Raw genomic sequence first — 25,875 nt, 5'->3', positions numbered from 1 at the left:
CGGCGATGACGAGCCCGATTTTGGAGATGCGCGGCATCACCAAGACCTTTCCCGGCGTCAAGGCGCTGCAGGATGTTACTCTCTCGGTGAATCGCGGCGAAATCCACGCGATCTGCGGTGAGAACGGAGCAGGCAAGTCGACGCTCATGAAGGTGTTGTCGGGTGTGTACCCACACGACACGTTCGACGGCGACATCGTGTTCGACGGTCGGGCGTGCGAGTTTTCCGACATCCGAAGCAGCGAAGCCGAGGGCATCGTCATCATCCACCAGGAACTCGCACTGAGTCCGCATCTCTCGATAGCCGAGAACATCTTTCTCGGAAACGAGCGGTCGAAGCGCGGGTTCATCGACTGGAACCGAACCAATTCCGAGGCCGCAGCCCTACTGAAGAGGGTAGGGCTGCGGGAGAACCCCGTCAGTGTCGTGAGCGACCTCGGTGTCGGAAAGCAGCAGCTCGTCGAGATCGCCAAGGCATTGTCCAAGGACGTGACCCTGCTGATTCTCGACGAACCCACTGCGGCACTGAACGATTCCGATTCGGCTCATCTCCTCGACCTTCTCCGTGGTCTCCGAGACGAGGGCATCACGTGCGTGATCATCTCGCACAAGCTCAACGAGATCGCGGCCGTTGCCGACCGAACCACGATCATCCGTGACGGCCGGACCATCAAGACGCTGGATATGCGAGACCCGGATGTCACCGAGGATCGCATCATCTCGCTCATGGTCGGCCGCGATCTCGAGCACCGGTTTCCCCCTCACGAATCGACTGTGGGAGAGGAAGTTCTGCGCATCGAGGACTGGACCGTACACAGTCCGACCCAGCAGGGCCGAACCGTCGTCGACAAGGCGAACCTCACGCTGCGGCGAGGTGAGATCGTCGGTCTTGCCGGGTTGATGGGTGCCGGCCGCACCGAGTTGGCCATGAGCGTCTTCGGCCGGAGCTACGGTATCGACATCTCTGGTCGGCTGTACAAGTCGGGCAAGGAAATACACGTCAAGTCGGTCAACGATGCCATCCGTCACGGCATCGCCTACGCCACCGAGGACCGAAAACGGTACGGCCTCAATCTGATCGACGACATCAAACGCAACATTTCCACCGCGGCACTGGACAAACTGGTGACGGGAGGCTTCGTCGACGACAACCAGGAGTTCAAGGTCGCCGAGGGCTTCCGTAAGAGCATGAACATCAAGGCACCGAACGTCTCCGCCGTGGTCGGCAAACTCTCCGGTGGTAATCAGCAGAAAGTCGTGCTGAGCAAATGGATCTTCAGCGATCCGGACGTGCTCATTCTCGACGAGCCGACGCGAGGAATCGACGTCGGCGCAAAATTCGAAATCTATTCGATCATCAACGATCTCGCCGATGCCGGCAAGGCGGTGCTGGTGATCTCCTCCGAGCTCCCCGAACTGCTCGGGCTGTGCGATCGGATCTACGCACTGTCCGCAGGCCACATCACCGGTGAGGTCACTCGCGAGGACGCGACCCAGGAATCGCTCATGCATCTCATGACCCGTGGAACAGGAGTACTTCGATGAATCAGTTGTCGACCGTGCGGGGGTTGCTCACGCGCAACCTTCGCCAGAGCGGAATCTTCATCGCCTTCGCGCTGATCATCGTGCTGTTCACCGTGCTGACGGGCGGTCAGCTTCTGGTGCCGCAGAACATCAGCAACATGGTGGTGCAGAATTCGTACATTCTCATTCTGGCCATCGGCATGGTGGTGATCATCATCGCCGGCCATATCGACCTGTCCGTCGGATCGGTCGTTGCGGCCACCGGTGCCATCGCCGGTGTCCTCATGGTTCAACAGAACGTGCCGTGGCCACTGGCGGTGGTGATCACGTTGATCGTCGGCGGCTTGATCGGTGCCTGGCAGGGCTATTGGGTCGCATATTTCGGCATTCCTGCGTTCATCGTCACCCTCGCAGGCATGCTCGTCTTCCGCGCGGTCACTCTCATCGTTCTCGGCAACCAGGGCATCGGGCCGTTCCCCGGACCGGTGCGCACACTGTCCAACGGCTTCCTGCCCGGCTTCATGGGCAATGTGGGACTCGGACCCTTGGGTGGAGCAGATATCTTCACATTGCTCGTCGCGATTCTCGCGGTCGCCGGAATCGTGTTCAGCCAGTGGCGTTCTCGAACAGGCCGGCAGAAGTACGGCCAGACCGTGGACGCGATGCCGCTGTTCCTGATCAAGATGGCGTTCGCCGCCGCCCTGGTGCTGGCCATCGCAATCCAGTTGGCCCGCTTCAAGAACCTGCCCTACGTACTCATCCTCCTGGCCGTGCTGGTAATGGGGTACTCCACCCTCGCAGGCAAGACGGTCTTCGGTCGGCACGTCTACGCCATCGGCGGAAACATCCATGCCGCGTCCCTGTCCGGTATCAAGGTCAAGCCGGTGACGTTCTGGATTTTCGTCAACATGGGTGTCCTCTCGGCTCTGGCCGGAATCATCTTCGCCGGACGCCTCAACCAGGCCGGTCCCACTGCGGGCAACGGCTTCGAGCTCGACGCCATCGCGGCGGCGTTCATCGGTGGCGCAGCCGTCCAAGGCGGCGTCGGCCGCATCGTCGGCGCGCTGACCGGTGGACTCATCATCGCCGTGATCAACAGTGGAATGTCGCTCATCGGTTCGCCCAGCGAGCGGGTACAGCTGGTCAAGGGTCTGGTACTTCTCGCCGCCGTGGCCTTCGACATCTGGACCAAGCGCCGGGCGGCCAGCGGTAAGGGCAACAAGGGTGACTTGGCCAAGTCACCCACCAGTTATCTGGGCGTACCCGTGCCGGCCGAGATGTTCTCCCCCGGCCAACCGGGGGAGACCGCACCGCCGACGTCAGCGTCGATGACGAAGACGACGTGATCGGCACGCTCTCGAGCGGTGCGGGACCGGACGTGCTGTGATTGTCCTCCACGACGCCAGAGGAGCTGCGACAAGATGACACCGACCCGCGGACCGGCCATGACCGATGTCGCCCGGCTCGCCGGGGTGTCTCATCAGACCGTCTCTCGCGTCATCAACGGTCACCCCAACGTGACCGAGGCGACGAAAACACGGGTGCAACAAGCGATCACAGAGCTCGGGTATCGCCCCAACACCGCCGCTCGCGCGTTGGTCACCGGGCGAAGCAGCACCATCGGAATAGTCGGAACCGGTAACGCTCTCTACGGTCCGGTATCGACGCTCTACAGCGTCGAATCCGCAGCAAGACAGGCGGGCTACTCCGTCGTGGTCGGCGTTCCCACGTCGTTCGACGAGTCGGCGATCATCACCTGTGTGCGCCGGTTGCAGAAGCAGGGAGTGGACGGCGTCGTCGTCATTGCACCACTGCGAACCGATGGCGGCGACATCGCCGATCTGGCCCGTGAACTTCCACTGGTGGCCGTCGAAGGTTCTCCCGCAGGCGATCTGGCAGTGGTCTCGGTCGATCAGATTGCCGGGGCGCGGGCGGCCACCGCACATCTGCTCGGCCTCGGGCACAGTGCGGTCTGGCACGTTGCCGGACCGCTCGGGTGGTACGAGGCCGCCGACCGCGTGACCGGATGGCGGCTGGCCCACGAGGATGCGGGCATCGAACCGCCTCCCACCCTCAGCGGCGATTGGACTGCGAAATCGGGTTTCTCCGCCGGAAGCGATCTGGCCCGAACCGCAGGCGTGACAGCTGTGTTCGCGGGCAACGACTCCATGGCCCTCGGAATACTTCGTGCGCTCGAAGTACAGGGCAAACGAGTACCGCAGGACGTCAGCGTGATCGGATTCGACGACGTTCCCGACGCGGAATTCTTCTCCCCTCCGCTGACGACGATCCGCCAGGAATTCAGCGAGGTGGGCGTCCGAAGCGTCGAAATCCTGCTGAACCAGATCGATACCGGGAACCGAAGCACCCGACGCTCGAGCATCGAGCCGAGCCTGGTGATCAGGTCCAGCACCGGTCCCCCACGTGCATGAAACTTCGTAGCCTGCTACGAATTTCTATGCACGTGGGCCGCAGGCCCTCTCACATACGGAGCTGCATTTCCACCAACAGGCGCGCATCGGAATCGGTCAGATCGAGTTCCAGGATCTGCTCGACGCGGCGAATGCGGTAGCGCAGGGTATTCGGGTGGACATGCAAGCGATCGGCCGCGGACCGAACGTCACCGAAGCACGTCAGGTACGTCTCGAGGCTCTCGCGCATCCGGGAGTCGTTGGATGCGTCGTATCGGTCGAGCTCGGCAATACGCGGGTCACGGAGTTGTTCGTGATTGCCGATCAGTTCGAGAATTTCTCCCAGCAGTACCGAAGTTCTCGATTCCTCCAGCGTGGTGACGCGAACCTCGCCGGTGGTGCCGTCGAGCACCCGATCCACCTCGAATCTGGCGACGGCCACCGCTTCGAGGTCGGCGATCGGGGCCGCCACCGCCGCGCGCAATGCCAGCGAGGTTCGCCTCTCGATTCGCCCCACGGCATCGGCGGCCCACCCCGAAATCCCCGTGCCCGACGCCACCCCGGGAAACAGTGCGTAGATTCTCTCGCCGATGGTGGTGACCAGAGAATCGCGTCGAAACGCGCTGGCGTGCAACCTGATCGCTGGTGCCAGTGCGCCGATGTCGAATTCTCCGCACGACGCGAATCCGACGACCGCCGACGATCCGGTGGCAGGGATCGACAGCGCAGATGCCAGCGACGGCACGTCCACTCCGCCGCCTCTGGCCCCGAGCAGTCGTTGGATCTGCAGGGTCTCGTTGGTCGGGGCGTTCGCGATGCGGGTGATCAAGCGAGCCGCGACGGCCGAGGCACCCCGGAGCACCCCGTCGGCCTCGTCGGCGAGCGGAATGGCACCCTCCTGTACCCAGATCGTTCCGAGGGTTGTTGGGCTACCGGATATTCGGCGTATTCCCACGGCGAGGCGTCGTCGAATTCCGAGTTCGTGATCGGCGGGTACGTCGATGACGTCGTCGGTGCGCCGGAGACGATCGAACACGCCGCGCTCATGCAGCCCGCGCAGGTAGTCGGCCGGGCCTTCGCGCCCGAGGATCGACAGCGTTCTCAACTCGTCGGCCGCGTCGTCCGATGCCGAGTACGCCAACACGTGTGAGCGCTCGTCTTCGATACTCACCATGCCCTTCGTCAGCGACGCCACCGTCTGCGCGAGTTCGTACAGATCGGTATCGGCTCCGAAGGTCCCGTCGTCCGGACTGTGCGTCCGCACCTGGTCGAGAACTCCTCGGGTCATCGACAACAGCAGTTCCCAGCGCGTCTGTCGGTGTACGGCAACCAAGGCGATACCGGTCTCCCGCGCACCATGGGTAAGGGCAGCCGAGTCGGCCACCTTGGTCAACACCGCACGCGGTCTGTCGGCCGCGGCGCGCAGAGCAAGATCGTCGAACCACCGCACCACGTCGGCCTCGGTCACCCCCACCAGCAGCGTCAGATCAGCGGACGCCCCCGGCGGCAGACGCAGGTCGTCGGCGTCGAGCAACGCAACGGACTCGACGGTCATGTCGATCCCTGCGGGCGCGACCACGAGTTCGACGACAGCGCTGTGCAGAGATGTCAATAGCGATCGCAGCGAAACGGCATTGGCCATACGGACAAGTAGACCACAGATTCTTTGGCCGATGAGCTGATTGATCGGTCCCCGAATCGGACTTCAATGGCCATCACACAGCGACGAGAAGGAGCAGCTATGGACGCCGTCACATCAGTTCCCACCCCCATCAACGAGCCGGTCAACACCTACGCGCCGGGGAGCGCCGAACGTGCCCGACTGCGGACACGCCTGACCGAGCTCCGAACCTCGCCCGTCGAGATCAAGCAGGTCATCGGCGGGGTTCACCGCGTCGCCGACGGCGCTGTCGAGAATGTCGTCGAGCCGCACCGGCACTCGTCGATCATCGGCAGCTTCGCCGGTGCCGGCCATCAGGATGTTCGCGACGCCATCGATGCCGCGAGTGCCGCAGCCCCGATGTGGCGCGATCTCCCGTTCGACGAGCGCGCCGCCGTGTTCCTTCGAGCAGCCGATCTACTGTCCGGTCCCTGGCGCGAAAAGATTGCTGCCGCAACGATGCTCGGGCAGTCCAAGTCGGCGTATCAGGCCGAGATCGACGCGCCGTGCGAGCTGATCGACTTCTGGCGGTTCAACGTCGCGTTCGCTCGACAGATTCTCGCCGATCAGCCGGTCTCGGCCCCGGGAGTGTGGAATCGCGTCGAGTACCGCCCACTCGAGGGGTTCGTCTACGCGATCACCCCGTTCAACTTCACCGCCATTGCCGGCAACCTGCCCACCGCGCCTGCACTGATGGGCAATACCGTGCTGTGGAAGCCCTCCCCCACCCAGGCCGTCGCCGCGTATCTGACGCTGCAGCTCCTCGAAGCAGCCGGTCTGCCACCGGGCGTGATCAACCTGGTCCTCGGCGACGGACCGATGGTGTCCGAGGTGGCCCTGGCCGATCCACGATTGGCGGGCATCCACTTCACCGGGTCCACCGCAACCTTCCAGACGCTGTGGCGCGAGGTGGGCACCAACATCTCGAACTATCACTCGTACCCCAGGCTGGTCGGCGAGACCGGCGGCAAGGACTTCATCGTCGCGCACAGCTCCGCCGATCCGGAAGTGTTGACCACGGCCATGATTCGTGGCGCATTCGATTTCCAGGGACAGAAGTGCTCGGCAGCGTCTCGCGCCTTCGTTCCGAAATCGTTGTGGGCTTCGATGGGTGAGACGTTCATCGAACAGGTATCGGCGCTGAAGTACGGCGACGTGACCGATCTGTCGAACTACGGCGGAGCCGTCATCGACCGAAAGGCGTTCGACCGCAACGCAGCTGCACTCGATCGAGCGAAATCCGTGCCCAGCCTGACCATTGCCGCCGGCGGAACGTGCGACGATTCCGAGGGCTACTTCGTCTCTCCCACCGTTCTCCTCGGCGACGACCCGACCGACGAGGCCTTCACCACCGAGTACTTCGGGCCTATCCTGGCCGTGCACGTCTACGACGACAGTAAGCCCGACGCCTACGCCGACACACTGTGCGCCGTCGACAACGGATCCAAGTACGCGCTGACCGGTGCGGTCATCGCCACCGACCGCACTGCCGTCGAACAGGCCCATGCCGCACTACGATTCGCAGCCGGAAACTTCTACGTCAACGACAAGCCGACCGGCGCAGTGGTGGGCCAGCAACCGTTCGGCGGAGCCCGCGCGTCGGGAACGAACGACAAAGCCGGCTCGCCGCAGAATCTGCTCCGCTGGACCTCGGCCCGCACCGTGAAGGAAACGTTCGTCCCGCCGACCACCCACGGCTACCCGCATCAGGAAGGCGAGGGCACGCGATGACTACCCTGCTGAACAATCCCCTCCGGCCGGCGCTGCTGGCGGCCGCTCGATCGCCCAAACTGCAGGCGACGGTGACGCGAATGCGTGCCACTCGCGCTCTCGTCGACCGCTTCGTGGCGGGGGAATCGGAGCCCGCGGCCGTCACCGCTGTCGACGCCCTGCTGGACTCGGGTCGGTTCGTGTCCGTGGACTATCTCGGTGAGGACACCACCGACCGAGATCGGGCGAGCGCCACCGTCGAGTCGTATCTGTCTCTGATAGAGCGCTTTTCGTCCCGGAGGAGCAACACCAACGCGCTGGAGGTCTCACTCAAGCTCTCGGCTCTCGGTCAGGGAATCGATCGGACCCTGGCGCTGGAGAACGCCAGGACGATCTGCACGGCTGCCGCTGCGGCCGGGGTATGGGTGACGGTCGATGCCGAGGACCACACGACCACCGATTCGACACTGTCGATCGTGCGTGAGCTCCGCGTCGACTTTCCCGATCTGGGCACGGTGCTGCAGGCGTACCTGAGGCGAACCGAAGCGGACTGCGCGGAATTGTCCGGACCGAGATCACGGATACGACTCTGCAAGGGGGCGTACAACGAACCGTCGTCGGTAGCGTTTCAAGGTGCACGGGAGGTGTCCGACTCGTACCTCCGGTGCCTGAAGATCCTGATGGACGGCCGCGGCTATCCCATGGTCGCCTCGCACGACCCGGAGATGATCGAGGCTGCCGAATCATTCGCGTCGGCCGCGGGCAGGTCGTCCGAGGACTTCGAGTTCCAGATGCTCTACGGCATCCGCGATCAGGAGCAACGGCGGCTCGTCGACGCCGATCGACACGTTCGGGTGTACGTGCCGTACGGAGAGCAGTGGTACGGCTACTTCATGCGCAGGTTGGCCGAGCGCCCGGCCAACCTGATGTTCTTCGCGCGATCGTTGATCTCGCGCAAGTAGAGGGTTCACCGAAGTACTCGATCGCCTCCAACGTGGATTAGGTTGCGCGACATCGGGGCATCCCGACGTCATGGCAAACTACAGAGTTATCGATCCGCACGGAACCGTCGTCGACACCAAGGACATTTCCAGTTCCGAGGATGCGCATGCCTGGTTCAAGGACAGCCGCGCAGACAACGAAGAGCTGGGCTGGCGACTGGAAGTGGAGCACGACGGCGAGTGGGCGTTCTTCAGCGACTCCGAAGGAACCAAAGACTAGTTCGTTTGGGCTGAAACACATTCGGACGATCCTGCGCCTCGGCTGAGCCGTCGAGCAGGATCGTCCGTTCTGTGAATCGAGGTTGGGGCCGGAACGAACAGTGGGCAGCCCCTGTACAGGAGCTGCCCACCTCTTGTCGCGGCGATTATCGCCGGAGTACTTCTAGTCGCTCGAAGGACGAGACGTCGGGACAGTGGCCTCGAGGTCTGCGACCTGGAGCAAACGCGAGACCGAACGTCCTGCGACGACCGACCATGATGCGCCGATGCCGGCCGTGTAATCGCGGACCGCATCGAAAACTGTGAGACCTGCGATGCCGAAGAACTCGACATCGGACAGGTCGAGGGTGACGTGCCGTTTGCTGGACACGCGGCTGCAGACGAAATCGGAGAACATCGGCGCGCTGCGCATGTCGATGTCGCCGTGGACGGCGACGACGAGTGAGCCGTCGGGGCCGTCGTGCGCGGTGAAGATTGCTCCGGTTGCTGCGACGGACACGGACTTCTCCGCGACAGTCACCGGGGTGGTTCGAACTTTGTTGCCTGAAGATTCAACACTCATGGCAGATCCCATCGATCGGTCGAACTGAGGGGGAAACCGATTGACGCAGCGGGAGCAGAATAATGCCTGACCCGGACGCCGACTTCGCTGCGTTTCCCCGTGACCGGCTGTTAGCTCAACCTCGGCCAACCTTACGGCACTCGCAGGCTCGGAGTCCAGCATCGGCTCGAGCAGGCCGCCCACCAGCGGTTCGAACATCGCACCCGGGCACGCGCCCTACGCTCGACTGCTGTTACCCAGGTCGGCGTGGTGTTCACGCATGGCACCGATGAGCGATTCGAACACCCGATGCGCGGCGGCCAGATCGGCATCGGGAAGGTCTGCCAGTGCGGCGCTGGTCCGCATTCCGAGGGGTCCGAAGAAGCCGCGAGCGACCTCCATCCCGTGCTCGTCGTACCGCAGAATCACTTTGCGTCTGTCCGATGCATCCGATTCGCGTCGTATGTGACCCGAAGCGATCATGCGCTCGACGAGGTAGGTCATGGCCGCAGACGAGAGCCCCAACATCGTGCCGAGTTCACCGGCAGTGAGCGGTGCGCCCTCCACGTCCGCGACCATCACATGCAGCAGGGCACGAAAGTCGTTGGGCCGCAGGCTGTGTAGGGCTCCGAAAACCTGACCGATCTGCTCGGAGACCGAAGAAAGCGCTCGGAGATCCGCAGATATTGCGGATTCGAGGTGGTTTCGGTCGGTCATGTCGGTGGTAACTCCTTCGCTGCGGTCACCGTCAGACTACTGCCCGCAACAGATTCAGTTGCTTAATATCTAAGTAAATGAGATTGTTTTGAGCGTGGACCGCACACGAACCGAGAACAACGCCGCGTGGGATCGCATCGCCGCGGCGGTGACGCACCGTCGATCATGGGCAATTGCGCTCGCGATCTTCATTCTTTCGGCCGCCGTGATGGGGCTCGTCGGAAGCAACGATTCGGCCGGTCAGTCACCGAATTCGCTGCCGACCTCTGCCGAGTCCTACCAGGTGGACCAGCTTCTGGCCGAGTTTCCGGCCTCCGACACCGCCCCCGTGATCCTGGTTCTGAGCCGGACCGACGGCACAGACCTGACCCCGGCCGACATCGAGGCCGCTGCGGCCGCACAGACCCGACTGCTCGCCGTCGACCGCTCGGTGCCCGACGAGTCGGGACCCCCTCCGATCGTGGCACCCGACGGCAAGGCTGCGATCGCTCTCGTCCAGGTCGATTCCGAGCTGTCGGGCTTCACACTGAACGAACTGATCACCGAGCTGCGATCCGCCGCGACCGACGGCCTCCCACCGGACCTGCGCGCTCAGGTCACCGGCGGCCCCGCTTTCGGTGCCGACATTGCGAACTCGTTCTCCGGAGCCAACTTCACACTGCTCGCCGTCACCGCGCTCGTGGTGGCCGTCCTTCTGATCGTCACGTACCGGTCACCGATTCTGTGGTTGGTGCCGCTGCTGGTCATCGGTTTCGCAGACCGGTTCGCCACTACCGTCGGCACTGCCCTGGCCGAGGTCACCGGCCTCTCGTTCGACGGTTCGACCTCGGGAATCACCAGCGTGCTGGTGTTCGGTGCCGGAACGAACTATGCGCTGCTGTTGATCTCTCGCTACCGCGAGGAATTGCGTCGCGAGTCCGACCACCGCCTCGCCCTTCGTCAGGCCGTCCGGCAGGCCGGGCCCGCCATCATCGCCAGCAATGCCACCGTCGTGCTGGCACTGCTGACTTTGCTCCTCGCAATCCTGCCCAGCACCCGCAGCCTGGGAGCGCTGGCCGCAGCCGGACTCGTCGTCGCAGCGGTGTTCGTCCTGTTCGTGCTGCCGCCACTGCTGGCACTGTGCGGCCCGAAGCTGTTCTGGCCGTTCGTCCCCAAGCAATCGGATCGAGACACCACCACCGAAGGCGTGTGGCATTCGATCGCAGCAGGTGTCTCGCGACGGCCGGTGGCAACGGCCTCGGTCACCATCGTCGCGCTACTGGCGTGTTGTGCGGCACTGTTCGGCACTCAGATCGGCCTCTCGCAGACCGAGCAGTTCCGTGTCACCGCCGAATCCGTCGAAGGCTTCGATACTCTCTCGCAACACTTTCCGGCCGGTTCGGCCGATCCGACGACGATTCTCGCGCCCACCTCGAGCATCGATGAGGTCATCGGCATCGTGGAGGGCACTGATGGAATCGTCTCGGTCGATCGCGTCGCAGATTCCGGTACCGGACTGACCCGCCTGTCGGTGGTCACCGATGCGGCTCCCGCGTCCGAAAATTCCTTCACCGTGATCGAAAGCCTCCGCTCCGCACTCGCCGGAGTGGACGACGCTCGAGTAGGTGGCAGCGACGCCAAGGCACTCGACACCACCGACGCCGCAGCTCGTGACCGTCTCGTGGTCATCCCCGCGATCCTCGCGGTGGTGCTCGCCGTACTTCTGATACTTCTTCGAGCGGTTGTCGCACCGCTGATCCTGGTCGCGACAACGGTATTGAGTGCAGTGGCCGCCATCGGTATCGGTAGCTGGGTGAGCCTGCACATCTTCGGGTTCCCCGCGCTCGACGACAACACCCCGCTGTTCGCGTTCCTGTTCCTCGTTGCCCTGGGAGTGGACTACACGATCTTCCTCGTCACGCGTACCCGCGAGGAAACGCCGCGGCACGGTACAAGGGCTGCCATCGTACGGGCAGTGTCGGCCACCGGTGGTGTCATCACCAGCGCGGGAATCGTTCTGGCAGCGGTCTTCTGCGTACTCGGCGTCCTGCCGCTCATCACACTCACCCAATTGGGCATCATCGTCGGTCTCGGCATTCTGCTCGATACCTTCGTGGTGCGCACCGTCGTCATCCCCGCCCTGTTCACCCTCATCGGCCCGAGAATCTGGTGGCCGAACAGAATCGATTCCAGCGAGATCGCAACCACAACCGCAACACAAGGAGCGAATTGATGAATATCCGTACCGCACTGGGCCGCACCGCAATTGCCGGAGTAGTGGCCGCAGGTGCCCTGCTCGCCGCGGCCCCGGCGCAGGCACAACCGGTCGGCCCTCTGGGATCGGTCGGCCTCGAGCCACTGGCACCGATCCCGTCACTCGATGTCGAGCGTTACCTGGGCACCTGGAACCAGGTTGCCGCGGTGCCGCAGCCGTTCAACCTGATCTGCGCCCGCGACACCCAGGCGAACTACCAGATGATCGACGAATCCAACATTCGCGTCGAGAACACCTGCACCACCTGGACGGGCCAGGAAAACCGCATCGTCGGCAACGCGCGGGTCAACGACACGGTCACCAAAGCCCAACTGCACGTGAGCTTCCCGGGAGTTCCCACGCAGGAAAGCCAGGAAGGGCCGACCAACTACATCGTGGCCTACATCGCCGACGACTACTCGTGGGCATTCGTCGGAAGCCCCACCCGCACGTCCGGATTCGTGCTCAAGCGCACGCCCGACGTCAGCGTCGATCAGTTCCGCGAGATCCGCAGCGTCGTCGAATCGCTGGGGTACGACTCGAACTTCATCACCACGACGCCCACCCCGGGCGGCGCAACCACGATTCAGCAGCTCTCGACCGTGTAGTGCGGCGGAGCCGCAGTCAGCTCGCGGACAGGATCGAGATAGCGAAGATCAAGCTGTCTCCCGGCTCGATTCCTGCCTGCGGCTGGCCGCTCGGGTAACCGTCGGCCGACGTGACCGCCACGGCGACCGTCGAGCCGACGGTCTGCCCGGCGATTGCCTTCTGGAAGCCCGCCACCACACCGTTCAGCGGGAAATCGATCGGTGCGCCGCTCGCGAAGCTGCTGTCGAAGATCTCCCCGTCGCGTCCGTTGACACCCGTGTAGCAGACCGACACCGAGGCGTCGTCCGCAATGACCGGACCGTCACCGACCGTCAGTGTCTTCACCTGTGTCTCGGCGACGCTGAACGGGGCCTCGACCGTGACCGCCGGTGCCGCGGTGTCCGTGGATCCGACGACGGCGATGCTGCCGGTATCCCCGGCAAGCGTCCACTCGGGGGTTGCGGCCGAATCGGGGGCTGCCGTGGGGCAGGTGCCGGCCGATGCGGCCTCGGCCGAGGCGGACGTAGAGGCGGACGTCGTCGTCGCGGGGGACGAGCTGTCCGTATCCGAACTGCATGCACCCGTCAGGAGAACGAGCGATGCGGAGGCGGCCAGGAACAGGGTGCGGGTCTTCGTCTGATTCACCGCGCCAACGCTACAAGTAGCGGCGCAGTCCCTGGCACACCCGTCACACTGCGGCGCGAAGCACCTCGGCCACCGGAGTGGATGCCCGACCGATCAGGGCCTGCATATCACCGGAGTCGGTATCGAGTTCGCCTCGCGAGATGCCGGCGTCGGCACTGGCGAGCATGGTCGCCACGAAATCGGGCAGACCGGCACCCTCGAGAATTGCGGCGTACTCGGACTCCGGCACATCCTTGTAGACCACCGGCTTGCCGGAAACATCACCGATGACGGCGGCCAGATCGGCGTAGGTCAGACGCTCGTCGCCGCCGAGCTCGTAGATCTTGCCGCCTTGATCGTCGTGGGTCAGCACGGCGGCAGCAGCTTCGGCATAGTCCGCGCGCGATGCTGCCGCGATCTTGCCGTTCCCCGCTGCGCCGAGCAGAACCCCACCCTCGACGGTCTGGGCGAGCGAGCCGAGGTAGTTCTCCCAGTACCAACCGTTGCGCAGGAAGACCGCGGGGATCGCGGATGCGGTGAGTCGCTCCTCGGTCGCCTTGTGTTCGGGTGCCAGGCTCACTCCTGACGTGTCGGCGGCGAGCAAGCTGGTGTACGCGATCAGGCTCACCCCGGCCGCCTCTGCGGCGTCGATCACGTTGTTGTGCTGCGCGATTCGCTGCCCAACCTCGGATCCCGAGATCAGCAGCACCTTGTCCACGCCTGCGAATGCAGATGTCAGGGCGGCAGTGTCGCTGTAGTCGGCAACCCGAACGACGACGCCGCGTTCGGCCAGCTGCGCGGCCTTGTCTGCGTTACGGACGACGGCAACGATGTCGCCGGGTGCGACGCCGCGTGTGATGAGTGCGTCGACGACGAGTCCGCCGAGGTTGCCCGTTGCTCCGGTTACTGCTGTGGTCATGCCGACTCCTGCGTGTCTCGGGGTTGAGGTTTCAAGTTCCACCTCATCATGCACTTACTTTTAGTGCAGTGCAACTGCGATGGTAATCACTGATGTTTCGGCATGCGCTAGCATTGCCATATGCCCGATGCCGCCGACTCCCTCGAAGCGTCCGTCTTCGCGCGGGACTGCGCGTCGCGACAGACCCTGCAGAACGCCACGAGCAGGTGGGGAGTCCTGGCCCTGGCGGCACTCACCGAAGGCGACTATCGCTTCAACGCATTGCGCCGACGCGTCGACGGCGTCAGTGAACGCATGCTGTCGCAGACCCTGCAGACGCTCGAGCGTGACGGCCTCGTGGTGCGGACGGTGCTCGAGACCATCCCACCCAAGGTGGAGTACAGCCTCACCCCGCTGGGGCGCGACGTCGGCACCCGCTTGAGCGACCTCATCGAACTCATCGAGGGCAACATGCCGCTCGTTCTCGAATCACGCACCCAGCACGACGCTCGCTGATCAGCTGGGCGGAGTCACCAAGCACCACTCGTTGCCCTCGGGGTCGAGGAGCACCTGAAAGGATCCGGCCGCGTCGGAGTGCCGGTCGCCGAGCACTGTCGCGCCCAGCGCTACCGCCTGCTCGACGGCCCTGTCGATACTGGGTACGTCGACGTCGAGATGAAGCCGGTTCTTGCCGGACTTGCCCTCGGGAACTCGCTGAAACGCCAGCCGAGTGAACCCTGGGACATCGACGAAGTGCCACGAGTCGTCGCGCATGGCAGGCCGACCACCGAGTATGTCGGCCCAGAACTGTGCCAGCAACGCCGGCTCCGTGCAGTCGAAAACGACCTCGTCGATGCGTCCGATCATGAGGCAATCGTAGGTACAGACCGCGCTGCACGTCGCGTTATCTCGGCGTTATCCTACCGAGACGTTTTCGAGATGTCGACGAACCCGCACCGCGCTCGGACGGGTCGAGACTCGACGTCAGGGAGTCGGGTCCCAGCAACACCGGCCCAGCGACCATAACGCTCGGCGCACCGGTGCCGACGCATCGATCTCGGGAGGCATTCACCATGTTCCACACCAAGAGAATTCTCGGCGGAGCGGCAGCATTCGGATTCGCCTGCACCTTCGCAGCCCTGGTGCCCGGCACGGCATCGGCAGCGCCGGTCGCCTGCACCACAGCGCCCGGAGGTGCCGACATCGCTGCGCTCGTCGGAGAATCGCAGTGCGACAGCTCCGCAGACGGTGCCAGTGCGGCCGCAGGATTCGGCCTCGAGGGCTGGGGCTCGGCGGAGGCAGTGAACAATGCGGCGGCTCTGGCACTCGGTCTGAACGGCGGAACTGCCGTCAGCAACGGCAGTTTCGGCGGCGCGCCTGCGGCGATCGCCTTCGGCCCAGGGGCGGTCGCGCAGAACACCGCCGCCGGTCTCGGACTCTCCATCGCAGTGGCCGCACCGGGCTCGACCATCACGCTCACCCCCGAGGGCGCAGTGTGCAACGGTGCCGGAATCGCGGGCAGCTTCACCACGCTTCAGGGCTGCATCGGCTGACCCGTTCCGAGCAACGCACGCGAGTAGGCGATATGGATGCCACCGAAGGCCCGGTCATCTACAGTCTCAATGACCTACAAGTCTCGGTATGCGAGTCGGCAACGACCCGCTGAACAAGGAGTTCGACGGCAATGATGTCCTACCTGCTCTACGACGTGCTGCTCCCCCAACTCGGCCACGACGTCGCGTCGTACTGGGCACACCTGCTGGTCGTCGCCCCGGTCTGATTCGCTCGGACACGACGTATGGACAAGTCGTCCCCGATCGGCCGTGTAGGCCGGTCGGGGATGACTCGTTCGAATGCCGGAGTCGAATCAGACGGGTTCGGGCAGAAGCCGCGTCAGCACATCGGACAGCGTCACCACGCCGATCGTCCGCGCGGTGTCACCCACCCCGACCGAAGCATCCACCACCAGCGCCAGATGGTGCCGGGTCTCGCGCATCGACGCGAGCGCCACGTACACCGGAGTGGTGGATTCCAGGGTGTACGCCGGACGCGTGATCTCGGCCAGATTCTCGGGGTTGGTCAACGTGTCCCGCACGTGTACAACACCTTTCACCACGTCCTCGTCGCTGACGAGGATGCGCAGATGTCCACTGATCCGGGACGCCTCCCGCACGTCGTCGATCGAGGCCGACGACGACACCGAGGTCGGCGTGCCGCTCCCGGCAACCAGATCGCCGACGGTGAGATCCTGCAGTTCCAACGCCCCCGAAATCTGAGCCTGGTAGCTGGCGTCGAGTGCACCGACGTTGACCGAGTGCTCGACGAGCTGGCGGAGATCGTCTGCGTTCTGCCCGGACCCCACCTGGTCGGCCGGCTCCACGCCGACCTTGCGCAGGCACCAGTTGGCCATGTTGTTCAAAATCGTGAGCACCGGCCGAGTGACGAACATGAATCCACGCATGGGAAGCGCGAGCATCGTGGCCGACTTCTCCGGATGCGCGATGGCCCACGACTTGGGGGCCATCTCGCCGACGACCAAGTGCAGGAACGTGACGACGATCAGCGCGAGGACGAATCCCAGCACGTCGGCGAACCAATACGGCAGGCCGATGCCCTCGAAAAGCGGTGTGAGCCAGTAGTGCACCGCCGGTTTGGTCGTTGCACCGAGGGCGAGGGTGCACACAGTGATACCGAGCTGCGATCCGGCGAGCAGCACCGTCAGCTCCGAGGAACTGCGGAGCGCGGCCCGAGCGGATCGCGAGTTCGGTGCAGCATCTTCGAGGCGATGCCGCTTGGCCGCGAGTAGAGCGAACTCGACCGCGACGAAGAAGGCGCTCGCAGCGATCAGACCGATGGTGACGGCCAGAAAGACCCAGAGGTTGCTCATCGGTGTGCTCCTGCAATGTCGGACTCGGCCGAATTCTCGTCGTGCTCGGTTGCCCGCTCGTCGATGGTGAGGGTCAGTACTGACGGCACGTGACTGTCGATCTCCTGCACCTCGATCGTGACGAAACGAATCGGCGTCTCGTCGTCGTTGGCCAGATCTGCGTTGTCCGGCGGGAGATCCACCTCGATCCGGGTACCGACGTCGGGCAGCGAACCATGATGCGCGATGGCGAATCCGGCGATGGTTTCGTAGTCACCGTCGGGCAGATCCACCCCGATCGCGCGTTCTACCTCGTCGATGTGCACCTCCCCCGCCATCGTCCAGCTACCGTCGTCAGCGCTGACCGGGCTCGGGTCGAGCACGCCGTCGTCGTGCTCGTCGGTGATTTCACCGACGAGTTCCTCGGCCAGGTCCTCGATGGTGATGACGCCGGTGAGGCCGCCGTATTCGTCGATGACACAGGCCAATTGGTTCCGAGTTGCCCGCAGCTCGCGCATCGCGTCGGGCAGGCTCTGCAGTTCGGGCAGAATCAGTGCATCGCGGGTGAGTCCGGAGATCGGCGTCGAATCGGGCTCGACGGAGGCCAGCACGTCGTGCAGGTGCACGACGCCGACGATTCCGTCGTCCTCGTCGAGCACCGGATACCGGGAATGCTCCTGTCCCATCAGCGCTTTCACCTCACCGAGGGTGTCGGTGTCGCGCACGGTTGCAGCTCGTGAACGCGGAATCATCGCATGTTCGACGGTGCGCGTCGGGAAGTCGAGAATGCGATCCAGAAGAGTCGACAGTTCCTCGGGCAGGTCGCCGGTTTCGCGGGAATCCGAGACGATGTGCTCGAGGTCGCGCGGATTCGCCGAATGCTCCACGTCGTGCACGGGTTCGATCTTGAGCGCCTTGAGCAGCAGATTCGACGACTGATCGAAGATGGTGATCAACCAGCCGAAGAGCTTGAGGTAGATGGTCGTCGAGAGCGAGAGCCAGCGAGCCACCGGCTCCGGGCGGGCGATGGCGAAGTTCTTCGGGAACAGTTCGCCGAAGAGCATCTGCACGAACGTCGCGAAGGTGATCGCCAGAACTGCACCCAGTCCGACACCGACTGCCGTCGGAACACCGACGCCGCCCAGTATCGCGCCGAACGACTGACCGATCAGCGGTTCGGCGACGTAGCCGACCAGCAGGCCGGTGACGGTGATGCCCAGCTGCGCACCCGAGAGCATGAACGACGTGCGCTTGGTGACGGTCAACGTACGAGCTGCGACGGCGTCACCGGCCTCGGCACGCGCCTTGAGCCGGGACCGGTCGACGGTCATGTACGCGAATTCCTGAGCTACGAAGTAGCCGGTTGCGACGGTGATGAGAAAAACGACGAGCAGGCCGAGCAGAAGAGTGAGCAGAACGCTCATTCGCCGGACACCGCCTCGCACGTAGTAGCTGTGGTGCGGGGAGCCGTGTCCGGCCCGGGTTTATCGCTGTCCATGATTCCTCGGGGTGGTGTGTGTGAAGTTTGTCCGATACTACCGGGTCACGGCGCCTTCACGACGAGGACGGGAACCGGGCAGTCCAGCAACACTCGCTGCACGGTGCTTCCCATCAAGAACTTGCCGACTGCGGATCGGCGCTTGGAGCCGATGACGACCATGCCCGCACCGACGTCGGCCACGAGATCGACCAGTGCACCGGCCGGGTCGCCGCCGTCCGGCTCGACGCGCACGGTCGTCGCTGCTCCCGGCAGCGTCCGCTCCACCTCGGCCTGCGCCGCGCTTCGGTCCTCCGCCGACACGGAATCGCGATCCACCACGGACAACACGATCAGCTGGGCCTGACGGAGCTCGGCCTCGGCGGCACCACGTCGCAGCGCCTCCTGCCCCTCGGGGGTGTTGCTCATCGCCACTGCCACTGCACTTGCTACCGCTGTGTTCGCTGAAGACACGGTCTCTCCCGTTGCTCGAAATCACCGAGGATCGTCCTCGACATTGTGAACTGGACTAATCGGACAAACTGTATCTAACCTGACGCTGTGACACACCACACGAAAGGTCTCTGATGGCGATACCGCCCACGTTGCTTCGAACAGTCGGTGCCCTGGCGGTGGTGGGAGCGGTGACCGTGGCGGGTGTCGACGCCGCTCGCAGTGCCAGCGGCTCCGATGCCCGAGCCAAACTGACACTGATCGCTCCGGCTGCTGCGGGCGGCGGCTGGGATCTGGTCGCCCGCGAGTCGCAGCAAGCGCTGCGCAGCGACGGCATCGTCAACAACGCCCAGGTCGTCAACGTCCCCGGTGCAGGCGGCACCATCGGTCTGAGCCAACTCGAGAACCTCAGCGGTCAGCCCACCACCGTCATGATCACCGGCACCGTGATGCTGGGTGGTATCGCGATCAACAACTCCGAGACCACCCTCGCCGACACCGTTCCGATCGCCAAACTCGCCGAGGACTTCGAGGTGTTCGTCGTCCCGAAGGACTCGCCGATCCAGAATCTCGAGGACATGATCGAGGCCTGGCGAGCGAACCCCGGTGGCCTGCCGATCGGCGGCGGGTCGCTCGGCGGCATCGACCACATCGTGGCGGGCCAATTGGCCCAGGAAGCCGACATCGATCCGGCCGCAATCAATTACATCGCCTACTCCGGCGGCGGCGAGGTCCTGACGTCGCTGCTGTCGAACACCGTCGGCGTCGCGGTCAGCGGGTTCAACGACTTCCGCGACCAGATCGAGGCAGGCAACGTGCGTGCACTCGCCGTGGCCGCACCCGAGCCGCTCGAGGGATTCGATGTGGACACGTTCATCGAACAGGGCTACAACGTCGATCTCGTCAACTGGCGCGGAATCGTTGCGCCCCCGGGAATCTCGGACGAGGACCGACAGACGCTCGTCGACATCGTCACCGAGATGGTCGAGACCGAGCAGTGGGCAACGGCCGTCGAACGCAACCGGTGGAAGGAATCGGTCGTGACGGGAGACGAGTTCGGAGAGTTCCTCGACGTCGAACAGGCACGCATCACCGGAATTCTCGAAGAGTTGGGGCTGGTATGACAACAACAACGACCACCGACACCGGCACGTCCCGGTCTTTCTGGACCGGGCGCAGCGGATTGATCGTTCCGGTGCTCCTCGTCGCACTGGGACTGTTCCTGGTCTACGGAACCGTCACGATGCAGGTTCCGCCGACCGCCACTTCACCTGGCCCGCAGGTCTTTCCGGCCATCGTCGCCGGCGGCTGCTTCGTGGTGGCGCTGTTGATCACCATCCAACTGATGGTCAAGCCCGACGTGATCGACCGCGGAGTCGACGCCGACGGTAAGCCGCACACCGGCACCGTGAGCAATTGGCGCACCCTGTCGATCACCGTCGGATCGGTGGCCTTGTTCATCGCCCTGCTCGACCCGCTCGGCTGGGTTCTCGCCGGAGCGTTGCTGTTCTGGGGCGTCTCGATCGGGTTGGGTGGTCGCCGTTACGTGTTCGACGCGGCAGTCGCGCTGCTGGTCTCGAGCACCGTCCAGATCGTATTCTCCGCGGGCCTCGGCCTGACCTTGCCCGGCGGCGTTCTCGCCCAGATCTTCTGACGGAGCTGAATTTCCGATGGATTCATTGAGTAATCTTCTCGACGGGTTCGGCACCGCGCTGACTCCGATGAACCTGGTGTGGGTGTTCGTCGGCGCGTTGCTCGGCACCGCTGTGGGCGTGCTGCCCGGTCTCGGCTCTGCCATGGCGGTGGCCCTGCTGCTGCCGGTCACCTTCACTCTCGACCCCACCGCTGCCCTGATCATGTTCGCCGGAGTGTACTTCGGCGGCCTGTTCGGCGATTCCATCTCGGGCATCCTGATGAACACCCCCGGCAACAGCACCGCCATCGCCGGTACGTTCGAGGGACATCGAATGGCCAAGAACGGCCGCGCCCCACAGGCTTTGGCGACTTCGGCCATCGCGTCGTTCATCGGTGGCATGATCGCCACCACCCTGGTCGTGTTCTTCGCCCCGACGCTTGCGGCGCTGGCGACCAACTTCGGACCCGCCGAATATCTCGCACTCGCGGTGTTCGCGTTCATCGCCACCTCGGCGGTGGTCTCGGATTCCGCCCTCAAAGGTCTGACCGCCCTGCTCATCGGCCTCACCCTCGCGGTGATCGGTATCGACGGACCCTCGGGCGCTTCACGATTCACCTTCGAGGTGCCGGCCCTGTTCGACGGCATCCACATCGTCGTCATCACCGTGGCGATGCTCGCCCTCGGCGAGGTCATCCACATCGCGTCGAAGATCGGGCGGCCCGAGGATCGGTCGTTGATCAAGTCGCAGGGACGACCGTGGCTGAGCAGGGCGGAGTTCCGCGAAGCACTCCCGGCCTGGCTACGCGGGACGGCATTCGGTGTGCCGTTCGGCGTCATACCAGCGGGCGGTGCCGAGGTGCCGAGCTTCCTGGCCTACGGCACCGAGCGTCGACTCGATCGCAAACGCGAGAAGCCGATGTTCGGCAAAGGCGCCATTCGTGGCGTGGCAGGACCCGAGGCGGCCGGAAACTCCACGGCCGGAACGGCCATGGGCGCATTGCTGGCGTTGGGTCTACCGACGTCCGCCACAGCGGCGATCATGCTCGCAGCGTTCCAGCAGTACGGTATGCAACCCGGACCGCTCCTGTTCGAGCGCAGCGGCGACATCGTCTGGGCCCTGCTGGCCAGCCTCTTCCTGGCGATGATCGTGTTGCTGATCCTCAACCTGCCGTTCGCACCGTTGTGGGCCCAGCTGCTGAAGATCCCGAAGAACTACCTCTACGCCGGCATCTCGGTGTTCGCCGCCCTCGGCGTCTACGCGTCCAGTGCGTCGATCGTGGACCTGATGTTCATGCTCGGGCTCGGCATCGTCGGATTCATGATGCGGCGCTACGAGATTCCACTCGCACCGGTGCTGATCGCCGTGATCCTCGGCCCGCTTGCCGAGGAATCGCTTCGACGCGCGCTGGCCGTCAGCGAGGGCGACCCGTCGATCCTCGTCAGCAGCGGCATCACCATCGTGCTCTACGCACTGATGATCATCGCCGTGGTGTTCTCGATCGTCAGCAAGATCAGGGCCCGCAAGACCGCGGACTTCTAGTGCGCTCCGCGCAGTGGTGCGGCTCTGTTCTCGGGTCGTTCCGCAGGCTCCACTCCTGCGAGCCCCAGGGGCACTCAACCGCACCACTGCGCATCGGGTCGTTCCGCAGGCTCCACTCCTGCCGCTAGGCAGTGAAAGCCGGGTAATCCGTGTAGCCCTTGGCACCATCGGTGTAGAAGGTGCTCTGATCGGGCTCGTTCAGCGGTAGGTCCTCGCGCCAGCGGTAGGCGAGGTCGGGGTTGGCGATCGCCGGACGGCCGACGACGATGGCGTCGCCGATTCCGTTGTCCAGGAGCGAGAGCGCCTCGTCGCGGCTGGTGATCTCACCGAAACCGCTGTTGACCAGCACGGATCCGCCGAACGCCTGCCGCAGATCCTGAACCAGCTCACCGGCCGGATCCTTGTGCAGCACGCTGAGATACGCCAGACCCAACGGTGCGATTCGGTCCACCAACGCGCGGTAGGTGGCACGCACGTCGTCGGCGTCCGTCTCGAGGGCATCCTGAATGTTGTGCTCGGGTGAGATACGAATTCCAACCTTGCCGGCTCCCAGAGCGGCGACCACTGCCTCGACCACCTCGGCCACGAACCGCGCCCGGTTCTCCGGTGAGCCGCCGTATGCGTCGTCCCGCTGGTTCGAGGCGGGCGAGAGGAATTCGTGGAGCAGGTAACCGTTGGCGCCGTGAATCTCGACACCGTCCATCCCGGCGGCAATCGCGTTCTTCGACGCCTGGACGAAATCGGCAATCACCGAGGGCAGCTCGTCCTCGCGTAGCGCACGCGGGGTGGGGTACGCCTTCTTGCCCTCGTACGTGTGAGTCTCTCCCTCGATCGCCACAGCGCTGGGCCCGACGACCTCGCGGCCACCCGTCGTCGCCTCGTGGGTCACCCGACCGGCATGCATCACCTGAGCGACGATCAGTCCGCCGTCGGCGTGCACTGCGTCGGCAACGTTGCGCCAACCCTCGATCTGCTCGTCCGTCACCAGACCGGGCTGACCTGGGAAGCCCTGGCCCGCGTGGCTCGGGTAGGTGCCTTCACTGACGATGAGACCCAGGGATGCGCGTTGCTTGTAGTGCTCGACCACCAGCGGGCCCGGCACGCCGCCCTTCCCGGAGCGCACCCGCGTCAGCGGAGCCATCACCAACCGGTTGTCGAGCTTCAGGTCACCGAGCGCCAACGGGGAAAACAACTTCATGGATCTCTCTCCTCACGAGTGCGTGCACAGTCTTTGCCACTGCTCACTCCGAACCCGAAAGATCCACCGAGCTATTCCGCCTCGAGATATTGCTCACCCCGAAAACAACAGTGGTGTGGCTGAGTGCCACACACGGCACTCAGCCACACCACTGCTTATCCGGTCGTTCCGCAGGCTCAACTCCTGCCCCATCCGGTCGTTCCGCAGGCTCCACTCCTGCGTTGCGCACTCAGAGGATGTACAGCATCTCCTGATACGTCGGCAGCGGCCAGAGATCGTCGGCCACCATTGCCTCGAGTGTGTCCGACGCAGAACGGACGGCAGCCATGGCGGGCAGCAGTTCGTCCTTCGCATGCACGGCCTCGGCCAGAGCTTCGCCACCCGGGTCGGCTTCCAGCGCGCCCTTCAATGTCGCCAACGCTGCGCGCAGCTCCGACAGTGGAGCCGAGACTGCTTGCAGCGCAGTCATGTCCACGTCGTCGACGCCTGCACCCTTGAGAGCGCTGACGTTCTGCGCCAGTTCGGTCTGGTAGCGCACCGCTGCGGGCAGGATGGACGTCTGGCCCATTTCCAGCGTCAACCGCGCTTCGACGAACACTGTCAACGCGTACTGCTCGAGCCCGATCTCATAGCGCGAGTGCATCTCTCGGTGATTGAACACCTTGTACTTCTCGAACAGTTCCATTGCCGACTCGGAGATCAACTCCGGCAGTGCGTCGAGGGTGGTACGCAGATTCGGTAGTCCGCGTGCTTCGGCCTCGACCTGCCAGTTGTCCGAGTAACCATCGCCGTTGAACACCACAGCCCCGTGTTCGGTGATGATCTCCGTCAGCAGGTTCTGCACGGCGGTGTCGAAGTCGGTGCCGTCGGCGACGGCAGTTTCGAGGTTGGTCGCCATGTAGTCCAGCGCCTCGGCCATGATCGTGTTGATCGTGACCATCGGACCGTTGACGGTCTGCATCGAGCCGGGCGCGCGGAACTCGAACCTGTTGCCGGTGAACGCGAACGGGCTCGTCCGGTTGCGGTCGCCGGGATCGGTGGGCAGCACGGGCAGGGTGTCGGCACCGATCATCATGGTGCCCTTGCCCTTCGAGGACGTGGCTGCACCCTTGGCGATCTGATCGAACACGTCTGCCAGCTGATCACCGAGGAAGATCGAGATGATCGCGGGCGGAGCCTCGTTGGCCCCGAGACGGTGATCGTTGGTCGCCGACGCCACCGAGGCGCGCAGCAGACCACCGTACTTGTGTACCGCGCGAATGACGGCGGCGCAGAAGACCAGGAACTGCGCGTTGTCGTGCGGATTGTCGCCGGGAACGAGCAGTGATCCGAGCTCGGAGTTGCCGAGCGAGAAGTTGACGTGCTTGCCCGAGCCGTTGACGCCCTCGAACGGCTTCTCGTGGAACAGACACTCCATACCGTGCTTCTTGGCGATCGTCTTGAACGTCGTCATCAACAGCTGCTGGTGATCGGCTGCGATGTTGCCGCGCTCGAACATCGGCGCGATCTCGAACTGTCCGGGGGCGACTTCGTTGTGCCGAGTCTTGGCCGGGATACCGAGCTTGAACAGCTCACGCTCGGTGTCCATCATGAAGCCGAGTACGCGCTCGGGGATGGCTCCGAAGTAGTGGTCGTCGAATTCCTGGCCCTTGGGCGGCTTCGATCCGAACAGGGTGCGACCCGCATTGAGCAGGTCGGGACGGGCCAGGAAGAAGTGCCGGTCTACGAGGAAGTACTCCTGCTCAGGACCACAGAACGAGACGATGTTCTCGATGTTCTCGTGTCCGAACAGCTTCAGGATGCGCTCGGCATGTCCGCCCATCGCCTGCTGCGAACGCAACAACGGCGTCTTGTGGTCGAGGGCCTCACCGGTCATCGAGACGAACACCGTCGGGATGCACAGGGTGTTGCCGTTCGGGTTCTCGAGGACGTACGCCGGGCTGGTGACGTCCCAGCCGGTGTACCCACGAGCCTCGAACGTATTGCGCAGACCGCCGTTGGGGAAGCTCGACGCGTCGGGCTCGCCCTGGATCAGCGTCTTGCCTGCGAATTCGGCGAGTGCGCTGCCGTCGCCGACCGGGTCGAAGAAGCTGTCGTGCTTCTCGGCCGTCAACCCGGTGAGCGGGTAGAAGACGTGCGCGTAATGCGTCGCACCCTTCTCCAGGGCCCAGTCCTTCATCGCCGACGCCACGGCGTCGGCGACCATCGGATCGAGCTTCTTGCCCTTGTCGATCGTCGCCATCACGGACTTGAAGACCGATTTGGGCAGACGCTTCTGCATCACGACCTTGCTGAAGACGTTCTCACCGAAGATCTCGCCCGGCTTCTCGTCTCCGACGAAGCTGACCGCAGGCGGCACATACGCCTCGACGTCTTTGATCGCCTGCAGGCGTACGGTATTTCCACTCATGGCTACCCCTTGACAAGGTGCTGCTCCACAGCTGGATTTTGCGGAGTCCGACCCGGCGACTGTACGAATGGGACGTGGCGGTCGTGTTTCGTCGTTGTGTCCACTGCGATGCAAAACCGACGGGGAGGCCAAAAACGGCGATCGGAGTTTCTTTCCACGCAGACGGGGGT

The 25,875-nt window shown here is 64.2% G+C and carries 24 protein-coding genes; 13 read left to right on the top strand and 11 right to left on the bottom strand.

The window, feature by feature from the left end; all coding sequences use genetic code 11:
• Window positions 1-5 precede the first annotated feature (5 nt).
• From mmsA to ACQR3T_RS18010, 3 genes are all read left to right on the top strand, one after another.
• Window positions 6-1,544 (top strand): multiple monosaccharide ABC transporter ATP-binding protein, encoded by a 1,539-nt coding sequence (gene mmsA / locus ACQR3T_RS18020; RefSeq protein WP_428694363.1) that lies wholly within the window; start codon window positions 6-8, stop codon window positions 1,542-1,544.
• The gene (gene mmsB / locus ACQR3T_RS18015; RefSeq protein WP_428694362.1) at window positions 1,541-2,869 is read left to right on the top strand and encodes a multiple monosaccharide ABC transporter permease; all 1,329 of its coding nucleotides are present in this window, start codon (window positions 1,541-1,543) and stop codon (window positions 2,867-2,869) included. Before mmsA ends, mmsB begins: the two co-directional genes overlap by 4 nt.
• A gap of 75 nt (window positions 2,870-2,944) precedes the next feature.
• Window positions 2,945-3,955 carry a LacI family DNA-binding transcriptional regulator gene (locus ACQR3T_RS18010; RefSeq protein ID WP_428694361.1) on the top strand — a complete coding sequence of 337 codons (1,011 nt, stop codon included), beginning with the start codon at window positions 2,945-2,947 and terminating at the stop codon, window positions 3,953-3,955.
• 49 nt (window positions 3,956-4,004) lie between these two features.
• Here ACQR3T_RS18010 and ACQR3T_RS18005 read toward each other — a convergent pair whose 3' ends face one another.
• Window positions 4,005-5,576: a PucR family transcriptional regulator gene (locus ACQR3T_RS18005; protein WP_428694360.1), complete on the bottom strand. Its 1,572-nt coding sequence runs from the start codon at window positions 5,574-5,576 to the stop codon at window positions 4,005-4,007.
• 99 nt (window positions 5,577-5,675) lie between these two features.
• Here ACQR3T_RS18005 and pruA point away from each other — a divergent pair, with 99 nt between their 5' ends.
• The 3 genes from pruA to ACQR3T_RS17990 all read left to right on the top strand — a co-directional run bounded on the left by pruA (window position 5,676) and on the right by ACQR3T_RS17990 (window position 8,525).
• On the top strand, window positions 5,676-7,325 hold the full coding sequence (gene pruA, locus ACQR3T_RS18000) for an L-glutamate gamma-semialdehyde dehydrogenase (protein ID WP_428694359.1): 1,650 nt from the start codon (window positions 5,676-5,678) through the stop codon (window positions 7,323-7,325).
• Window positions 7,322-8,266 (top strand): proline dehydrogenase family protein, encoded by a 945-nt coding sequence (locus ACQR3T_RS17995; protein WP_428694358.1) that lies wholly within the window; start codon window positions 7,322-7,324, stop codon window positions 8,264-8,266. The genes pruA and ACQR3T_RS17995 overlap by 4 nt, the downstream gene beginning before the upstream one ends.
• Window positions 8,267-8,336: 70 nt before the next feature.
• On the top strand, window positions 8,337-8,525 hold the full coding sequence (locus tag ACQR3T_RS17990) for a hypothetical protein (RefSeq protein ID WP_032405716.1): 189 nt from the start codon (window positions 8,337-8,339) through the stop codon (window positions 8,523-8,525).
• Window positions 8,526-8,687: 162 nt separating this feature from the next.
• Here the strand turns inward: ACQR3T_RS17990 and ACQR3T_RS17985 are convergent, their stop codons facing one another.
• Window positions 8,688-9,086 carry an STAS domain-containing protein gene (locus tag ACQR3T_RS17985; protein ID WP_428694357.1) on the bottom strand — a complete coding sequence of 133 codons (399 nt, stop codon included), beginning with the start codon at window positions 9,084-9,086 and terminating at the stop codon, window positions 8,688-8,690.
• A gap of 216 nt (window positions 9,087-9,302) precedes the next feature.
• Window positions 9,303-9,782 carry a MarR family winged helix-turn-helix transcriptional regulator gene (locus ACQR3T_RS17980; RefSeq protein ID WP_037154039.1) on the bottom strand — a complete coding sequence of 160 codons (480 nt, stop codon included), beginning with the start codon at window positions 9,780-9,782 and terminating at the stop codon, window positions 9,303-9,305.
• A gap of 148 nt (window positions 9,783-9,930) precedes the next feature.
• Between ACQR3T_RS17980 and ACQR3T_RS17975 the strand changes: the two genes are divergently transcribed.
• Window positions 9,931-11,994: an MMPL family transporter gene (locus tag ACQR3T_RS17975; RefSeq protein WP_428694415.1), complete on the top strand. Its 2,064-nt coding sequence runs from the start codon at window positions 9,931-9,933 to the stop codon at window positions 11,992-11,994.
• Entirely contained in the window at window positions 11,994-12,623 is a 630-nt protein-coding gene (locus ACQR3T_RS17970; protein WP_052069996.1) for a lipocalin family protein, read from the top strand. Before ACQR3T_RS17975 ends, ACQR3T_RS17970 begins: the two co-directional genes overlap by 1 nt.
• A gap of 16 nt (window positions 12,624-12,639) precedes the next feature.
• Here ACQR3T_RS17970 and ACQR3T_RS17965 read toward each other — a convergent pair whose 3' ends face one another.
• On the bottom strand, window positions 12,640-13,248 hold the full coding sequence (locus tag ACQR3T_RS17965) for an FKBP-type peptidyl-prolyl cis-trans isomerase (RefSeq protein ID WP_428694356.1): 609 nt from the start codon (window positions 13,246-13,248) through the stop codon (window positions 12,640-12,642).
• A gap of 43 nt (window positions 13,249-13,291) precedes the next feature.
• The gene (locus ACQR3T_RS17960) at window positions 13,292-14,146 is read right to left on the bottom strand and encodes an SDR family oxidoreductase (protein WP_428694355.1); all 855 of its coding nucleotides are present in this window, start codon (window positions 14,144-14,146) and stop codon (window positions 13,292-13,294) included.
• 120 nt (window positions 14,147-14,266) lie between these two features.
• On the opposite strand from ACQR3T_RS17960, the gene ACQR3T_RS17955 reads away from it, so the two are divergent.
• On the top strand, window positions 14,267-14,641 hold the full coding sequence (locus ACQR3T_RS17955) for a winged helix-turn-helix transcriptional regulator (RefSeq protein ID WP_032376312.1): 375 nt from the start codon (window positions 14,267-14,269) through the stop codon (window positions 14,639-14,641).
• Here ACQR3T_RS17955 and ACQR3T_RS17950 read toward each other — a convergent pair whose 3' ends face one another.
• Complete coding sequence (locus tag ACQR3T_RS17950) at window positions 14,642-14,992, bottom strand: VOC family protein (protein ID WP_032376311.1); 351 nt, start codon at window positions 14,990-14,992, stop codon at window positions 14,642-14,644.
• Between the two features lie 206 nt (window positions 14,993-15,198).
• Between ACQR3T_RS17950 and ACQR3T_RS17945 the strand changes: the two genes are divergently transcribed.
• A complete protein-coding gene (locus ACQR3T_RS17945; protein WP_032376310.1) occupies window positions 15,199-15,678 on the top strand; it encodes a DUF6764 family protein in 480 nt (159 codons plus the stop codon).
• Between the two features lie 314 nt (window positions 15,679-15,992).
• Here the strand turns inward: ACQR3T_RS17945 and ACQR3T_RS17940 are convergent, their stop codons facing one another.
• From ACQR3T_RS17940 to ACQR3T_RS17930, 3 genes are all read right to left on the bottom strand, one after another.
• On the bottom strand, window positions 15,993-17,012 hold the full coding sequence (locus ACQR3T_RS17940; protein WP_428694354.1) for a hemolysin family protein: 1,020 nt from the start codon (window positions 17,010-17,012) through the stop codon (window positions 15,993-15,995).
• A complete protein-coding gene (locus tag ACQR3T_RS17935; protein WP_428694353.1) occupies window positions 17,009-18,415 on the bottom strand; it encodes a hemolysin family protein in 1,407 nt (468 codons plus the stop codon). The genes ACQR3T_RS17940 and ACQR3T_RS17935 overlap by 4 nt, the downstream gene beginning before the upstream one ends.
• Before the next feature lie 119 nt (window positions 18,416-18,534).
• Window positions 18,535-18,942 carry a universal stress protein gene (locus tag ACQR3T_RS17930; RefSeq protein ID WP_269602388.1) on the bottom strand — a complete coding sequence of 136 codons (408 nt, stop codon included), beginning with the start codon at window positions 18,940-18,942 and terminating at the stop codon, window positions 18,535-18,537.
• A 113-nt stretch (window positions 18,943-19,055) separates the two neighbouring features.
• Here ACQR3T_RS17930 and ACQR3T_RS17925 point away from each other — a divergent pair, with 113 nt between their 5' ends.
• Genes ACQR3T_RS17925 through ACQR3T_RS17915 form a run of 3 tightly spaced genes read left to right on the top strand, consistent with a single transcriptional unit; the run spans window position 19,056 to window position 22,097 of the window.
• A complete protein-coding gene (locus tag ACQR3T_RS17925) occupies window positions 19,056-20,045 on the top strand; it encodes a Bug family tripartite tricarboxylate transporter substrate binding protein (protein WP_428694352.1) in 990 nt (329 codons plus the stop codon).
• A complete protein-coding gene (locus ACQR3T_RS17920) occupies window positions 20,042-20,575 on the top strand; it encodes a tripartite tricarboxylate transporter TctB family protein (RefSeq protein ID WP_428694351.1) in 534 nt (177 codons plus the stop codon). The genes ACQR3T_RS17925 and ACQR3T_RS17920 overlap by 4 nt, the downstream gene beginning before the upstream one ends.
• Window positions 20,576-20,591: 16 nt before the next feature.
• A complete protein-coding gene (locus tag ACQR3T_RS17915; protein ID WP_428694350.1) occupies window positions 20,592-22,097 on the top strand; it encodes a tripartite tricarboxylate transporter permease in 1,506 nt (501 codons plus the stop codon).
• Window positions 22,098-22,221: 124 nt separating this feature from the next.
• On the opposite strand, the gene ACQR3T_RS17910 is transcribed toward ACQR3T_RS17915, so the two are convergent.
• Both ACQR3T_RS17910 and ACQR3T_RS17905 read right to left on the bottom strand, forming a co-directional pair.
• Window positions 22,222-23,295 carry an alkene reductase gene (locus ACQR3T_RS17910; protein WP_428694348.1) on the bottom strand — a complete coding sequence of 358 codons (1,074 nt, stop codon included), beginning with the start codon at window positions 23,293-23,295 and terminating at the stop codon, window positions 22,222-22,224.
• Window positions 23,296-23,524: 229 nt separating this feature from the next.
• Window positions 23,525-25,705 (bottom strand): glutamine synthetase III, encoded by a 2,181-nt coding sequence (locus tag ACQR3T_RS17905; protein WP_032376302.1) that lies wholly within the window; start codon window positions 25,703-25,705, stop codon window positions 23,525-23,527.
• Window positions 25,706-25,875: the final 170 nt, after the last annotated feature.

Source organism: Rhodococcus sp. IEGM1428 (assembly GCF_050321865.1).
Taxonomy (GTDB): Bacteria; Actinomycetota; Actinomycetes; order Mycobacteriales; family Mycobacteriaceae; genus Rhodococcoides.
Note: the sequence above shows the minus strand (reverse complement) of the source record. Positions and strands in the feature narration are given on the sequence as shown.

Bases quoted from the DNA above. Each gene is read 5' to 3' on its own strand.
- mmsA (WP_428694363.1), top strand. From the start codon at position 6: ATGACGAGCCCGATTTTGGAGATGCGCGGCATCACCAAGACCTTTCCC.
- mmsB (WP_428694362.1), top strand. From the start codon at position 1,541: ATGAATCAGTTGTCGACCGTGCGGGGGTTGCTCACGCGCAACCTTCGC.
- ACQR3T_RS18010 (WP_428694361.1), top strand. From the start codon at position 2,945: ATGACACCGACCCGCGGACCGGCCATGACCGATGTCGCCCGGCTCGCC.
- ACQR3T_RS18005 (WP_428694360.1), bottom strand. From the start codon at position 5,576: ATGGCCAATGCCGTTTCGCTGCGATCGCTATTGACATCTCTGCACAGC.
- pruA (WP_428694359.1), top strand. From the start codon at position 5,676: ATGGACGCCGTCACATCAGTTCCCACCCCCATCAACGAGCCGGTCAAC.
- ACQR3T_RS17995 (WP_428694358.1), top strand. From the start codon at position 7,322: ATGACTACCCTGCTGAACAATCCCCTCCGGCCGGCGCTGCTGGCGGCC.
- ACQR3T_RS17990 (WP_032405716.1), top strand. From the start codon at position 8,337: ATGGCAAACTACAGAGTTATCGATCCGCACGGAACCGTCGTCGACACC.
- ACQR3T_RS17985 (WP_428694357.1), bottom strand. From the start codon at position 9,086: ATGAGTGTTGAATCTTCAGGCAACAAAGTTCGAACCACCCCGGTGACT.
- ACQR3T_RS17980 (WP_037154039.1), bottom strand. From the start codon at position 9,782: ATGACCGACCGAAACCACCTCGAATCCGCAATATCTGCGGATCTCCGA.
- ACQR3T_RS17970 (WP_052069996.1), top strand. From the start codon at position 11,994: ATGAATATCCGTACCGCACTGGGCCGCACCGCAATTGCCGGAGTAGTG.
- ACQR3T_RS17960 (WP_428694355.1), bottom strand. From the start codon at position 14,146: ATGACCACAGCAGTAACCGGAGCAACGGGCAACCTCGGCGGACTCGTC.
- ACQR3T_RS17955 (WP_032376312.1), top strand. From the start codon at position 14,267: ATGCCCGATGCCGCCGACTCCCTCGAAGCGTCCGTCTTCGCGCGGGAC.
- ACQR3T_RS17950 (WP_032376311.1), bottom strand. From the start codon at position 14,992: ATGATCGGACGCATCGACGAGGTCGTTTTCGACTGCACGGAGCCGGCG.
- ACQR3T_RS17945 (WP_032376310.1), top strand. From the start codon at position 15,199: ATGTTCCACACCAAGAGAATTCTCGGCGGAGCGGCAGCATTCGGATTC.
- ACQR3T_RS17940 (WP_428694354.1), bottom strand. From the start codon at position 17,012: ATGAGCAACCTCTGGGTCTTTCTGGCCGTCACCATCGGTCTGATCGCT.
- ACQR3T_RS17935 (WP_428694353.1), bottom strand. From the start codon at position 18,415: ATGAGCGTTCTGCTCACTCTTCTGCTCGGCCTGCTCGTCGTTTTTCTC.
- ACQR3T_RS17925 (WP_428694352.1), top strand. From the start codon at position 19,056: ATGGCGATACCGCCCACGTTGCTTCGAACAGTCGGTGCCCTGGCGGTG.
- ACQR3T_RS17920 (WP_428694351.1), top strand. From the start codon at position 20,042: ATGACAACAACAACGACCACCGACACCGGCACGTCCCGGTCTTTCTGG.
- ACQR3T_RS17915 (WP_428694350.1), top strand. From the start codon at position 20,592: ATGGATTCATTGAGTAATCTTCTCGACGGGTTCGGCACCGCGCTGACT.
- ACQR3T_RS17910 (WP_428694348.1), bottom strand. From the start codon at position 23,295: ATGAAGTTGTTTTCCCCGTTGGCGCTCGGTGACCTGAAGCTCGACAAC.
- ACQR3T_RS17905 (WP_032376302.1), bottom strand. From the start codon at position 25,705: ATGAGTGGAAATACCGTACGCCTGCAGGCGATCAAAGACGTCGAGGCG.